Below are 14,046 nucleotides of genomic sequence, written 5' to 3' on the forward strand. Positions count from 1 at the left end.
ATCCAAGCCCCCGGGCCCAACCTTCGTCGCTACGAGCGACCACTTGCCGCGAGGCGAGCATGGCGGGCCGGTGCCACCTGAGACGCACACGAGGGGCCCGCGCCGTCCGACGGCGCGGGCCCCTCGTGCGTACCGGCCGCTCCTCAGTCCCGCAGGAGGTCCGGCACCCCCGCGGCGTCCGGCTCGTCCCGCTCGCACGAGACCACCGTCAGCTGCTGGGTGGCCCGGGTCAGCGCGACGTACAGCACCCGCAGCCCGGCGGGCGACTCGTCGGCGATCTCGGCCGGGGAGACGACCACCGTGGCGTCGTACTCCAGGCCCTTGGCCTCCAGGCTGCCCAGCGCCACCACGCGGTCCCCGAGCCCGGCCAGCCAGCGCCGGGCCTCCTCGCGGCGGTTCATGGCGACCACGACGCCGACGGTGCCGTCGACGAGGTCCAGCAGCCGGGCCGCCTCCGACCGGACGGTCTCCTCCAAGGAGTCCGCCGCGACCGCGAAGCGCGGTTCCACACCCGTCGAACGGACGGCCGCCGGAGACTGCGAGCCCGGCATGGCGAGGGCCAGCACCTTCGCCGCCAGCTCGGCGATCTCGGCCGGGTTGCGGTAGTTCACGGTCAGCTCGAAGCGGCGGCGCGGGCGGGTGCCCAGGGCCTCGTCGCGGGCCGCCGCCGCCTCGTCGGGGTCGGACCAGGAGGACTGGGCCGGGTCACCGACGACCGTCCACGTGGCGTGCCGGCCGCGGCGGCCCACCATCCGCCACTGCATCGGGGTCAGGTCCTGTGCCTCGTCCACGATGACGTGCGCGTACTCGGTGCGCTCCTGCGCGAGGCGCTCGGCGCGCTCCCGCTGGGTCTCCTCGCGCTGCGGCATCAGCTCCTCCAGGCCGGTGAGCTGGTCCAGCGGGTCCAGCTCGCGCCGCTTGCGGGGGCGGGCCGGGGCGCCGAGGACGGCCTGGAGCTCGTCGAGCAGGGCGATGTCGTGCACGGAGTGGCCCTCGCGCCGCAGCGACCGGGCCACCTTGCGCACCTCGCCCGGGTTGAGCACGCGCCGGGCCCAGCGGCCCAGTTTCCGCTCGTCCGCCATGGCCGCCAGCACGGCGGCCGGGGTCAGCTCGGGCCACCAGGCGTCGAGGAAGGCGAGGAAGGAGTCCTCGGAACTGACGTCCTCGTCGAAGGAGGAGCGCAGCTCTGCGGCGAGCTCCGGGTCGGTGTGCCGGCCGGCGGCGCCGGACTTGGCCCACAGGGCGTCCAGGAGCAGCCGGCGGGCGCGGGGGCGCAGCAGGTTGACGGGGGCGGTGCCGCCGAGGGCGGTGCGGCGGATGCCGGCCAGCTCCTCGGCCCCCAGTTCGAGGCGGCGGCCGAAGGCGACGACCCTCAGCAGCGTCGGCGACCCTTCCGGCTCCAGCGCGCCGCGCGCGGCCCGGCGCAGCACCTTCAGCATGCGCGAGGAACCCTTGGCGCGGGCGGTGGCCGGGGAGTCGTACAGCGTGGCCTCGGCGCCGTCGACCAGGGAGCCGATGGCGCGGATGGCGACCTGCCCCTCCTCGCCGAGGGAGGGCAGTACGCCCTCGGTGTACGCCACCAGCAGCGGGGTCGGCGAGACGATGAGGATGCCGCCCGCGTACCGGCGCCGGTCCTGGTAGAGCAGGTAGGCGGCGCGGTGCAGGGCGACGGCGGTCTTGCCGGTGCCGGGGCCGCCCTCGACGTAGGTCACGGAGGCGGCGGGGGCGCGGATGACCAGGTCCTGCTCGGCCTGGATGGAGGCGACGATGTCCCGCATGGAGTGCGTACGGGCCTGGCCGAGGGCGGCCATCAGGGCGCCGTCGCCGACGACGGCCAGCTCCTCGCCGTCCAGGCTCGCCTTGATCTCGGGCCGCATCAGGTCGTCCTCGACGCCGAGGACGCGCCGCCCCTTGGAGCGGATCACCCGGCGCCGCACGACCCGGCCGGGGTCGACCGGCGTGGACCGGTAGAAGGGGGCCGCGGCCGGCGCCCGCCAGTCGATGACCAGCGGGGCGTAGTCCTCGTCCAGGACGCCGATGCGGCCGATGTGCAGGGTCTCGGCGATGTCGGCGGTGCTGTCGGGCCTGAGGGCGCCCTCGGCGGGCTCGACGGCCGTGTAGGCGCCGTCGGGGCCCTTCTTGCCGTCCTTGCCGAGGAGCAGGTCGATGCGGCCGAAGAGGAAGTCCTCGAACTCGTTGTTCAGGCGGCTGAGGTGGACGCCGGCCCGGAAGACCTGCGCGTCGCGCTCGGCCAGCGCGCCGGGGGTGCCGACCTGGCCGCGCTGCGCGGCGTCGTTCATGAGGAACTCGGCCTCGTGGATCTTCTCCTCGAGGCGGCGGTACACCCGGTCCAGGTGTGCCTGTTCCACGCTGATCTCTCGGTCCCGTACGGAGTCCTCCCGTACGGAGTCGTGCACCGAGTCGACCGCTGAGTCCTGTTGCGCCTGTGCGGCCACCGGGCCCCCTTCTGACGTGCTGGGCAGCCGTCAAAGGTACGCGAAGGGGACGCCGGAAGCCACGGCGCGGCCGGGGGCCGTCCCGGGGCCGTCCGCCGGACGGGCCCCGGGCCGGCCTCAGGCGTCCACCTCCACCAGCCGCTCGCCGTCGAAGGTCATGACCTCGAAGTGGTCGATCTGGTTGGGTTCGAAGGCGGCGCCGCCGTGCACGTAGAGGGGCTTCCTGGCCTTCTCGGTGGTGGCGTCCGGGATGCCGTAGCCCCAGTTGGGGACCGTCCAGGAGCTGAGCGTCTCGCGCTCGCCGTTCTTGCCGACGGCGATCAGGGAGCACTTCTGGGGGCCCTTGACGTTCTTCAGCTCCAGGACCGCCTCGGTGCCCCACGCCTTCTTCTCCAGGGCGACGGTCGCGCTGACCCGGGTGGCGGGGTCGGTGGCGGTCACGCGGTCGGGCATCTCGGCGAAGGCGGACTCGGCGGGGCTGCCGGCCTGCCGCGTCGCCTCGGTCTTCTTCCCGCCGCCGTCGTCACCGCCGCCGCCCGTGGTCGCCACGGCGGCGAACGGGCCGCCGATGATCAGCGCGGCCGCGGTGCCCACCAAGTAGAAGTTGCGGCGCCGCTTGCTCGCGCGGCGCTCGGCGACCTCCTCGACGAGCCTCTCCGCCAGCGCCGGGCTCGGCTTCGCCGTCAGCGACTCGGCGATCGCGGGCGTACCGGCGCCGGGGAGGTCCGCGAGGGCGGCCAGCATGGGCTCCATCCCGGCCAGTTCGTCGAGCTGCTGGGCGCACCACTCGCAGCCGGCGAGGTGGGCCTCGAAGGCGGTGGCCTCCGCGCCGTCGAGGATGCCGAGGGCGTAGGCGCCGACGGTCTCGTGCTCGTTCGGCGCCGGTGATCCCTGCATGGGGACAGAATCACCCGTATCGCCCGGGCCGAATCCCCCGCCGAATCCCTGAGCGCCCCCGTACCCGCTCATCACGCCGTCACCCCCCGCTCCTCCAGAGCCAGCTTCATCGAACGCAGGGCGTAGAACACCCGGGAGCGAACGGTGCCGCTGGGTATGCCCAGTGTCTGCGCCGCCTCATTGACGGTACGCCCCTTGAAGTACGTCTCGACGAGGACCTCCCGGTGGGCCGGGGTCAGGTCGTCGAGCGCGTCCGACAGCGTCATCAGCCACAGCGCCTTGTCGATCTCGTCCTCCGCGGGGATGACCTCCAGCGGCGACGGATCGACCTCCTGCGGCCGGGCCTGCCGGCTGCGGTGGCCGTCGATGACGATGCGCCGGGCGACCGTCACCAGCCAGGGGCGTACCGATCCGGTCGCCCGGTTGAGCTGACCGGCGTTCTTCCAGGCACGGATGAGCGTCTCCTGGACGACGTCCTCGGCGCGCTGGCGGTCCCCCGCGACCAGCCGCAGCACGTACGCGAGCAAGGGGCCCGCGTGCTCCCGGTACAGGGCGCGCATCAGCTCCTCGTCGGGTTCCGAGGACGACTGGGACATGCGATGTCGGGCCCTGGCACCTCGGTCATTGGCCACGACGGAATCCTTGCGCACGCCCACCTCCGATGTCCGGGGGTCCCCCCAGTCGGTCGCTCGCCCATCCGGTACGGACGCGGAGTGCGGGGTGTTCAAAGCGCGGTGACGGTTTCCTCGGGGGCGGTGCGACGAACGGGGCACGGCCGCACTTAGCGGGCGAGGGCGGCGCGCCTGCGGTGCCGGGCGACGCGTTCGCGGTTGCCGCAGACCTCGCTGGAGCACCAGCGCCGGCGGCGGCCGCGGGACGTGTCGACGTACACGATGGGGCAGTTGTCGCCCTCGCACTGCCTCAGGCTCGCCCGTGCGACGGGGTCGGTGAGCAGTTCCACGGCGTCCCGGGCGAGGGCGCCGAGCAGTTCCGCGCACTCCGGCGGACCGGTCAACTCCCGCACCAGCGCCCCGTCCTGGCCGCGCACCGCGCGCGGCGCCGGGGGTGCGGAGACGGCCAGGGCGTTGACGCGGGTGAGCGCGTGGTCGTACGGGACGGCGCCGGGGCCCGGCCGGGCACGGACCAGTCGGGCGGTCTGACAGCGCAGTTCGCGGAAGCGGGCGAGCCAGGAGGCATCGGCGTGGCTCAACGGCGTGCCGGGCGGGACGAGTCCGGAGCCGGTGATCCAGGCGCCCAGCGCCGCGACGGAGACGAGGCGTTCCACGGGGTGGGTGGTGGCGAGGAGGTCCAGGCAGATCCGCCCGGTGTCGAACCGCAGCTCGTACGGGCCGGTGGCCGTACCCAGTGCCATGTTCCTGTCACCGCCTTGGGGTGCCCGGTGGGGCGGGCCGGAGAGGGGAGCAGGGGAACCGCTCCCTCTACAGTGCCTGCCCGTTCCGCTGCCCGGAACCCCTAGTACCGCCCCTGTCCGGATGCCCGCTCACGAGGACCGGACCCGCCGCCCTCACCCGTCCGTGTACTTGGCGTCGGTCGCGGGGTCCAGGGCGAGGCGGTAGCCGCGTTTCACCACCGTCTGGATCAGCTTGGGAGCGCCGAGGGACGTGCGCAGTCGGGCCATCGCCGTCTCGACGGCGTGTTCGTCGCGGCCGGTGCCCGGCAGGGCGCGCAGGAGTTCCGCGCGGGGGACGACCCAGCCGGGCCGACGGGACAGGGCCCGCAGCAGGGACATGCCGGCGGGCGGCACGGTCCTGAGCTCCCCGTCGACGAGGACCGCGTGCCCGCGGATCTCCAGCCGGTGCCCGGCGACCGGCAACGCGCGGGCGCGGGCCGGGAGTTCCCGGCACAGGAGCTGGACGAGGGGGCCGAGCCGGAAGCGTTCGGGCTGGACCGTGTCGACGCCGTGCCCCTGGAGCGGTACCGCGGTCACCGGACCGACGCAGGCCGGCAGCACGTCGTGGCCGAACGCGGCGAGCAGCTCGGGCAGCAGGCCGCGCTCCTCGGCGCGGGACAGGAGCGACGCGGCGGCGGGCGCGCTGGTGAATGTCACGGCGTCCACGCCGCGCGAGACGGCGGCGTCCAGCAACCGGTCCACGGGGCCGAGGTCCTCCGGCGGCAGCCACCGGTAGACGGGCACGCCCACGACCTCGGCGCCGCCCGCCTTCAGCGCCTCCACGAACCCCGGCAGGGGCTCACCGTGCAGCTGTACGGCGATCCGCCGGCCGTCGACGCCCTGCTCCAGGAGCCGGTCCAGCACCTCGGCCATGGACTCGGACGCCGGCGACCACTCCTCCGTCAGTCCGGCGGCCCGGACCGCGCCCTTGACCTTGGGCCCGCGCGCGAGCAGCTCCACGGCACGAAGCCGCTCCAGCAGGACGTCACCGAGCCCCCAGCCGTCGGCGGCCTCCACCCACCCGCGGAACCCGATGGCGGTGGTGGCCACGACGACGTCCGGTGCCTGGTCGATGAGCTGCTTGGTCGCGGCCAGCAGCTCGCTGTCGTCGGCGAGCGGCACGATCCTGATCGCCGGTGCGTGCAGGACGGCGGCGCCGCGCCGCTGGAGCAGCGCGCCCAGTTCGTCGGCCCGGCGGGCGGCGGTCACGCCCACGGTGAAACCGGCGAGGGGGCCGTGCTCGGGTCGCTGCTGTACGTCGTCCATCATTCTCGTCCCGATCGTCCCGGTCGTCGTACTGACTGCACGGCGACGAGCCTGTCAACGGCGCGTGACGGGCTCGGTTCCGCTGCGTGTCACCAGTGTTACGTCACACCTCGGCGTAGCTGAGCCGGCTCTTCGCCTCGGCCGTGTTCGCCGGGCCGTCCGGCGTCCGTACGGCAGGGCGGCGAAGGTATACCGCCCACGTGACGGCGAAGCAGACGGCGTAGTAGGCGAGGAACGCGACGAAGGCGCCGGTGCCGGAGCCGACGGAGAGGAAGGACTGCCGGAAGGCGAGGTTGATGCCGACGCCGCCGAGCGCGCCGACCGCGCCGATCAGCCCCATGGAGGCACCGGAGAGCCGCCGCCCGTACGCCACGGCCTCCTCCCCCGTCAGCCCCCTGGCCAGCGCCTTGTTCTGGAAGATGCCGGGGATCATCTTGAACGTCGAGCCGTTGCCGAGCCCGCTGAGCACGAACAGCACCACGAACACGGCGACGAACAGCGCGAGCGACTTCGCCATGCTGGCGGCGACGAGCACGGCGGTGGCGGCGGCCATGGCGACGAAGTTCCACAGTGTGATCCGCGCGCCGCCGTACCGGTCGGCGAGCCTGCCGCCCAGCGGCCGGATCAGGGAGCCGAGCAACGGACCGATGAAGGTCAGGTACGCCGCCTGGAGCGGGGTCCGCCCGAACTGGGTCTGGAGCACCTGACCGAAGGCGAAGCTGTAGCCGATGAACGATCCGAAGGTGCCGATGTACAGCACGGCCATGATCCAGGTGTGGCCGTCCCGGGCGGCGTCCTTGGCGGCCCCGGTGTCGTTCTTCACGGAGGAGAGGTTGTCCATGAAGCAGGCGGCGAGGACGGCGGCCACCAGGATCAGCGGGATGTAGATGCCGAGCAGCACCCGGGGCCCGCCGCCCGCCCCGATGATCGCGAGGGCGGTCAGCTGGATCACCGGCACGCCGATGTTCCCGCCGCCCGCGTTGAGACCGAGCGCCCAGCCCTTCTTCCGGAGCGGGAAGAAGGCGTTGATGTTGGTCATGGAGGACGCGAAGTTGCCCCCGCCGATGCCGGCCAGCAGCCCGACCAGGAGGAACGTCGAGAACGATGTTCCCGGCTCCATGACCGCGAAGGCGGCGACGGTCGGTACGAGCAGCAGCCCGGCGGAGACGATCGTCCAGTTCCGCCCGCCGAAGACCGCGACGGCGAAGGTGTAGGGCACCCGCACGACGGCCCCGACGAGCGTCACCACGGACGTCAGCAGGAACTTGTCGGCCGGTGTCAGCCCGTACTCCGGGCCCATGAAGAGCACCAGCACCGACCACAGGGTCCAGACCGAGAACCCGATGTGCTCGGAGAGGACGGAGAAGAACAGGTTCCGCCGGGCGACCCGCTCCCCCGTCTCCTTCCAGAAGGTCTCGTCCTCCGGATCCCAGTGCTGGATCCAGCGGCGGCCAGGGACTGTCATGACGCCTCCACGGTGCTCCACAGCTCGATTGCCGCGAAGGTAGGGAGGACGCGTTTCGGGCCGGTGGGGCTGCGGATGACCGGAAGGGAACGTTGCCCTCACCCGGCGCGGGAGCCGGGTGAGAGGTCCGGGCGGGGCTTCAGCTCCGGTGGGCCGCCCTCGTTCCGGGCCGTCCGCCGGTGGAGCGCTTCGTGCCGTTCGGCCACAGGTTCGGCTTCCGCTTCGCCGCCAGGTCCTCTACCCAGCCCACCGCGAGGACCATCAGGCCGATGAGCGGCCAGACCAGGGCGAACATCCAGATCGTGTACGCGCCGTCGAGGGCGCTGACCGCGCGTTCGCTCTGCATGAAGGGGAGCTGGTAGGCGAGGTCGATGATCGGGACCGTCGCCATGATCAGCAGGTTGTGCCACAGGTAGATGGTGACCGCGCGGTTGTTGGAGAGGGTCACCAGCTTGTCCCACTTGGCCAGCCGGCCCGGGAGTTCCTGCCACGACGGGGAGTACTGGAGCAGGATCACGACGAAGCCGAACGACCAGGTGGCCTGGGCCAGCGGGATGTCGTTGAGGTCCCAGCCGTCGGGGCCCAGGTGGTTCGAGGCCCACCACAGGCCGAAGGCCATCACCAGCGACGCGCAGGACACGGAGACGTACCGCGGGATCTGCTTCAGCAGACCCTCGTGGTGGGCGAAGCCCAGGACCCAGCAGCCGCCGTAGACCGCGAAGTCGGTGACCGCGTTGCCGGTCTCGCCGGGGATCTTCACCAGGCCGGTGCCGACGATCGCCGTCAGGCCCAGCGGCGCGAGCAGCGTCGGCCACGGCGCCTTGCGGAACAGCCACAGCAGCAGCGGCGAGGCGATGACGAACCAGAGGTAGGCGCGCAGGTACCACAGCGGCCCCGCGGCCTGTACCGCCCAGGTGTCCTCCAGCAGGCCGGACGGGGAGCCGACGTGCCAGGGGTAGGGAGGGGCGCCGATCGGGACGATGTAGTTGAACAGCCCGATCAGGCCCCAGGGGTCGCCGTGGTCCGGGTCCTCGGTCGGGTTCCAGCCGTTGACGAACATCATCGCCAGCACGACCGCGGCAAACGCCCACATGGGCGGCAGCAGCCGGCGCACCCGTCCGCGGATCACGCTCAGCGCCGGACGCTTCAGCGACCGGGCCATCAGGGAGCCCGCCAGCGCGAACATCACGCCCATCGACGGGAAGACCACCGACAGCCAGGCCCAGCCGAACAGGTGGTACACGACGACGCGGACCAGGGCGATGGAACGCAGCAGGTCCAGGTACCGGTCGCGGCCCGGCTTCCCGGTGGCGGGGGCGGGCGGGGGCGCCGTGTCGGGCGCGGGCTCCGTCGTACGCTGCTGCGGGACGCCGTACGGCGTCCCCGCGGCCGCGTCGGCGCCCTGGGCACGGGGCGTGCCGTACGGCACCCCGTACGGGTCCGAGCCAGGGCCCGTACCGGTCGAACCGGTCGTGTATCCGTGGGTCATGCCACGGGCCTCCGATCATCGCTGCTCTGCGCGCGCTGCCGCGGCACGGAGCCCCCGGGCGCGCCGACGGCACCGGTGCGCCGGAGCTTCTGCCAGCGCAGGCGGCCGCCGGTGAGCGCGGTGATCCAGGACTGGAGCAGCACGACGTACATGAGCTGGCGGTACAGGATCTGCTGCAGCGGCAGCGAGATCAGGTGGGTCATGCGTTCGCGGTCGAGGCGGAAGGCGTACGCCGCGCAGACGGCCTGGATGGCCAGGACGCCCAGCCACGCCACGATCGTCTTCTCGGTCGGACCGAAGACGATGCCGTAGAGCAGGAAGACGTCGATCAGCGGCGCGAGCAGCGGAGCCAGGACCATGAACAGGGAGACGAAGGGCAGGCCCACGCGGCCGAAGCGGCCCGAGGGGCCCTTCTCGATCACCGCGCGGCGGTGCTTCCAGATGGCCTGCATGGTGCCGTACGACCAGCGGTAGCGCTGTGACCACAGCTGCTGGACGGTCTCCGGGGCCTCGGTCCAGGCGCGGGCGTTCTCGGCGTAGACCACGCGCCAGCCGGCGCGGTGCAGCGCCATCGTGACGTCGGTGTCCTCGGCGAGGGTGTCGTCGCTCATGCCGCCGATGGGCTCCAGGGCGGAGCGGCGGAAGGCGCCCACGGCGCCGGGGATGGTCGGCATGCAGCGCAGCACGTCGTACATCCGGCGGTCGAGGTTGAAGCCCATCACGTACTCGATGTGCTGCCAGGCGCCGATGAGGCTGTCCTTGTTGCCGACCTTGGCGTTGCCGGCCACCGCGCCGACCTTCGGGTCGCCGAAGGGCTGGACGAGTTCACGGACGGTGGACGGCTCGAAGACCGTGTCGCCGTCCATCATGACGACGATGTCGTGACGGGCGTTCGCCAGGCCCCGGTTGAGGGCGGCCGGCTTGCCCGCGTTGAGCTGGCGGATCACCCTGACGCCCGGCAGGCCCATCGCCTCGACGATCCGGGCGGTGCCGTCGCTGGAGCCGTCGTCGATGACGATGACCTCGACGGGGTGGTCGCCGGCCATCAGCGAACGGACGGTGTTCTCGATGCACTTGGCCTCGTTGTACGCCGGGACCAGCACCGTCACCGGTTCGGTGACCGGCGGGCCCCAGCGGAAGCCCTTGCGGCGGACCCGGCGGGCGTGGATGCCGGAGAGCAGCAGCATCAGCACGAAACGCCCGATGACCAGCGTGCCGATGACCGCGAGGCCGACCACCAGGCCGTCGGTGATCTTCTCGGAGGCCTGGACGAGGAAGATCCAGGCCTTGCCCTTCCAGAGTTCGGCGCCGGTCACCGGGGTCATCGCGCTGGGCGCGTCCAGGGCCTCGGTGAGGTTGTCGAACTCGTAGCCCTTCTTCTGCAGGTCGGGCAGGAACTTGTCCAGGGCCGCGACCGTCTGGCTGCGGTCGCCGCCCGAGTCGTGCATGAGGACGATGGCGCCCTCGCCGCCCTTGGGCGTGGCGCGGCGGATGATCTCGTCGACGCCGGGCCGCTGCCAGTCCTCGCTGTCGGTGTTGTTGACGACGGTGATGTAGCCGCGGCTGCCTATGTACTCGGTGACCGGCCAGGACTTGTTGTCCATGGCGTCGGCGAAGGAGGAGTACGGGGGGCGGAAGAGCGAGGTGCGGATGCCGGCCGCGCCGGTGATCGCCAGCTGGTTCTGCGACAGCTCCCAGTCGATGCGCTTCTTGGACTGGAAGGAGAGGTCGGGGTGGTTGAAGGTGTGCAGACCGACCTCGTGGCCCTCGTCGACCATCCGCTCGACCAGGTCCGGGTAGCGGGAGGCCATGGTGCCGGTGACGAAGAAGACCGCGTGCGCGTCGTGCTTCTTCAGCACGTCCAGCACCCTCGGTGTCCAGGTCGGGTCCGGGCCGTCGTCGAAGGTGAGGACCAGACGGTGGTCCGGGACGCTCAGGCTCTCGGTGCGGCCGCCGCGGGCGTCGATGACCGGGCCGCCCTCGAGGATCTTCTCCGGCACCTGGTCGGTGGCGGCGGGCGGCTGGACGCGGTGGTCGGCGAGGATCTCGCTGTGCACGTATCCGCGCAGCATGAGCATCGCGGCCAGGGCGACCAGGACCAGCAGCGGAAGCAGCAGGCGCAGGGGCAGGCGGGGGCGCCGGGAGCCGTCACGGGCGCTGCGCGCGGCTCCGTGACGGCGGGTGCGGAGTGCCATCAGAGGGTGTTCTCCGGGGACAGGTGAGGGGACGTGCGGGTGGTGTCCGAAGCGGCCGGTCCGGCGACGACGGTGGAGTGGGAGTCGCTCGCGCCGTTGGCGATCGTGTCGCCGCCGGGGTCGGTGCCCGTGGTGGGGTCGACGGCGGGGCCGGTCGGGTCGACCGTGGGTTCGCCGCCGTCCACCGGGGTCGACGGGTCGGTGGAGGCGGGTGGCGGTTCCTGGGTCGACTGCGTCGGGTTCGGGGCGGTGGTGCCACCGCTGCCGCCCGGCTCGGTGCCGCCCGAGGTCTCGGAAGGCTCGGGGCCGGCGCTGGTGCCGGGCTGCCGCGCGCTGCCGGAGGCACCGGGCGCGGGGGCGTCGGCGCCCGGTGCGGTGGTCACGCCGGTGCCGGCCGAGGGGCTGGTCCGCGGGGCGGCACTGCCGGTGCCGGAGGGCTGTGCCGACCGGGAGGGCAGCGGGGTGGTGTCGACCTGGCCGGCCGGCTTGCCCTCCTGCTGGCCGTCCACGGGGAGCCAGGGCGCGTTGGAGTTGCCGGACAGCAGCGTGGAGACGATGACGACGGCGTAGATCGCGCACACGACGCCGACGGCTATGCCGAGGCGGCGGTAGAGACGGCTGCGGCGGCCGGACGCGTCGACGAACACCGGCCCGTCGGAGCCCTCGGGGCCTATCTTGCCGGGCTGCGGGCCGTCGGCCCGGCGGAGCACGCCGTCGCCGAGCTGGACGGCGTCGAGCTGGACCGTCACCTCGTGCGGGTCGTGCGTGTGGTCGGCGGCGGCTGCCGCACCGGCATCGGCGTCCGGGATGTCCTGCCACGGGTCGCGGAGGGCGGCGGTTGCGGGACCGGGCGCGGTGGTCGGGAACGCGCGGGTCGGGGACACCGGGGGCGTCGCCGGGGTGACCGGGGGCAGGACGTCGGTCCTGTCGGCGTCCGGGGCGGCGGTACGCCGGACGGGTCCGGTCGGGTCGGCACCGTTCGGGCCGACGTATCCCGGGTGCCGGTGGTCCGGGTTCGCGCCGGCCGGGTCGGTCCCGTTCGGGTTGGTCGCTGACGGGGGCGTCCCGTCATGGACCGTCCTGGACGGAGTCGTCGGGGACGGGTTCGCACGGTTCGGCCTCGGCCCGTCCGGAACGAATCCGGACTGGTTCGCACCCCAGGTGATCCGTCCCCGGTCCAACGGGTCACGCCACCGCTGCGTACCGTCTCGGTCCGTACGGCCCTGGGCTGTGCGGTCCTGGGCTATGTGGTCCCGGGCTATGTGGTCCCGGGCTATGCCGCCCCGGGCTGTGCCGTCCGGATCTGTGCGGTCCCGGGCTATGCCCTCCCGGCCCATGCGGTCCTGGCCTATTCGGTCGCCGAGGACCTCGGTCCGGTCCGCGTCGGCGCTCCCGTGGGAGGCGAGGAGGCGCGTCCCGGCGGCGTCCGGCGACGGCCGGTCGGCGGTCCGCGGCGCGTCCGCCCGCGTGGGGAACTCGCCCGGGCGGCGGAAAACCGCTCCCAGGGCACCCGCGTCACTACGCGCGGCGTCATCGCCGTTCCCGAACCATCCCGCGCCGGACCCGCCGGGCCCCGTTCCGGTCGTCGGAGCCTCATCGGTCACCTGGAAGGGGCGCGCCGCCGGAAACACCTCGGTGGCGTCGGCTTGCTGTCCCGCCTCCGGGACATCACGTATCCCGGACACAGCCTCGGTCCCCTCCAGTTGGGCGTTTTTCTGCCATTTCTCCACGCGCACGCACTTCCCCCACGGGACGGTTCCGGGTGCGCATTCGACTCCGAGCACCCGTCGACCGAACCGGCCCCCACCAGGTTCGAGCGCCCCCTGTACCACACCGTGCTCAGGCCAAGAATGTAGCGCACGCGGAGGACGTGTGGTTGCCGCGTGTCAGTCACGAACGGACATCACAGCGGCGTCGGCGGCCGGAATCCACCCTCCCGCGGGCCTGCTGAGCCAGCCGTTCTCGGCCGCGACCTGGGACACCGCCCGGCGCAGCGCGTCGAACTCGGGGTGCACCAGCCCCTTCCGCCAGACAAGTGAGACCGGCGACAGCGGCACCGGATCGACGAGCGGGCGCACCACCGTCGACGCCATGGCCGGAAAGCTCACCACGGCGAGGACCGGATTGCCCGCCTTGCCCATGATCCGCTGGAACTCCTCCTCCCCGACGGCCAGGGGCGCGGGTGGCGCCACGTCGATGCCGCGCGTCTCGAACAGGCGGTGGGCGAGGTCGGTCCACTCCGGCGTCCGCGGGTTACCGGCACCGGCGTACACGGTCTCACCGGCGAGTGCGGCCAGCGGTACCTCCGGAAGCGGGGCCAGCGGGTGGCTCTCCGGCAGGACGACCGCCATCGGCTCGTAGCGGACCGGCTGGTGGGCGAGGCCGGCCCGCAGCGCCGGGTCCAGGCCCGCGAACCGGCCGAAGGAGGCGTCGACGCGGCCGGCGAGCAGTTCGCCGGCGGCGTACGTCAGCCCGCTCTCGTACCGGGCCATCAGCTCCTGACCGGGCGCCAGTTCGCGGGCCCGCTCCAGAACCAGGCGGCCGGTGGCCAGGCCCGGGGAGTTGAGGTCGACCAGCAGGGGGCGGGCCTGCCCGAAAGCGGCCAGGAGGTCGTCCTGCGCCTGGAGGACACGGCGGGCGTACGGCAGCAGCCGCTCGCCGTCGGCCGTCAGGGTCACCTGCCGGGTGGTGCGGACGAACAGCTCGGCGCGCAACTCCCGCTCCAGGCGCCGCACGTCCCTGCTGAGTGCCTGCTGGGCGACGTACAGGCGGGCGGCGGCGCGGGTGAAGTGCAGCTCCTCGGCGACGGTGGTGAAGGCGCGCAGGAGGCGCGGGTCGAGGTGGTCGGGTGCGGACATCCGGCGAAC

The 14,046-nt window shown here is 73.0% G+C and carries 10 protein-coding genes; all 10 read right to left on the reverse strand.

What is annotated here, in order from left to right:
• Positions 1 to 143 precede the first annotated feature (143 nt).
• Positions 144 to 2,456: a HelD family protein gene (locus tag IE142_RS03850; protein WP_191884355.1), complete on the reverse strand. Its 2,313-nt coding sequence runs from the start codon at positions 2,454 to 2,456 to the stop codon at positions 144 to 146.
• Between the two features lie 117 nt (positions 2,457 to 2,573).
• Positions 2,574 to 3,353 carry a zf-HC2 domain-containing protein gene (locus IE142_RS03855; RefSeq protein WP_191884356.1) on the reverse strand — a complete coding sequence of 260 codons (780 nt, stop codon included), beginning with the start codon at positions 3,351 to 3,353 and terminating at the stop codon, positions 2,574 to 2,576.
• Between the two features lie 71 nt (positions 3,354 to 3,424).
• Positions 3,425 to 3,949, reverse strand: a complete 525-nt coding sequence (locus tag IE142_RS03860; RefSeq protein ID WP_007450155.1) for a sigma-70 family RNA polymerase sigma factor — start codon at positions 3,947 to 3,949, stop codon at positions 3,425 to 3,427.
• 185 nt (positions 3,950 to 4,134) lie between these two features.
• Positions 4,135 to 4,725 carry a CGNR zinc finger domain-containing protein gene (locus IE142_RS03865; protein WP_191884357.1) on the reverse strand — a complete coding sequence of 197 codons (591 nt, stop codon included), beginning with the start codon at positions 4,723 to 4,725 and terminating at the stop codon, positions 4,135 to 4,137.
• 153 nt (positions 4,726 to 4,878) lie between these two features.
• On the reverse strand, positions 4,879 to 6,030 hold the full coding sequence (locus tag IE142_RS03870) for a uroporphyrinogen-III synthase (RefSeq protein WP_191884448.1): 1,152 nt from the start codon (positions 6,028 to 6,030) through the stop codon (positions 4,879 to 4,881).
• A gap of 103 nt (positions 6,031 to 6,133) precedes the next feature.
• Positions 6,134 to 7,495 (reverse strand): nitrate/nitrite transporter, encoded by a 1,362-nt coding sequence (locus tag IE142_RS03875; RefSeq protein ID WP_191884358.1) that lies wholly within the window; start codon positions 7,493 to 7,495, stop codon positions 6,134 to 6,136.
• 139 nt (positions 7,496 to 7,634) lie between these two features.
• Positions 7,635 to 8,984 (reverse strand): acyltransferase family protein, encoded by a 1,350-nt coding sequence (locus IE142_RS03880; protein ID WP_191884359.1) that lies wholly within the window; start codon positions 8,982 to 8,984, stop codon positions 7,635 to 7,637.
• The gene (locus tag IE142_RS03885; RefSeq protein ID WP_191884360.1) at positions 8,981 to 11,179 is read right to left on the reverse strand and encodes a bifunctional polysaccharide deacetylase/glycosyltransferase family 2 protein; all 2,199 of its coding nucleotides are present in this window, start codon (positions 11,177 to 11,179) and stop codon (positions 8,981 to 8,983) included. Before IE142_RS03885 ends, IE142_RS03880 begins: the two co-directional genes overlap by 4 nt.
• Entirely contained in the window at positions 11,179 to 12,864 is a 1,686-nt protein-coding gene (locus IE142_RS03890; protein WP_191884361.1) for a hypothetical protein, read from the reverse strand. The genes IE142_RS03885 and IE142_RS03890 overlap by 1 nt, the downstream gene beginning before the upstream one ends.
• A 201-nt stretch (positions 12,865 to 13,065) precedes the next feature.
• Positions 13,066 to 14,037, reverse strand: a complete 972-nt coding sequence (locus tag IE142_RS03895) for a LysR family transcriptional regulator (RefSeq protein ID WP_191884362.1) — start codon at positions 14,035 to 14,037, stop codon at positions 13,066 to 13,068.
• Positions 14,038 to 14,046: the final 9 nt, after the last annotated feature.

It is taken from the genome of Streptomyces mutabilis, assembly GCF_014649815.1.
Taxonomy (GTDB): domain Bacteria; phylum Actinomycetota; class Actinomycetes; order Streptomycetales; family Streptomycetaceae; genus Streptomyces; species Streptomyces mutabilis.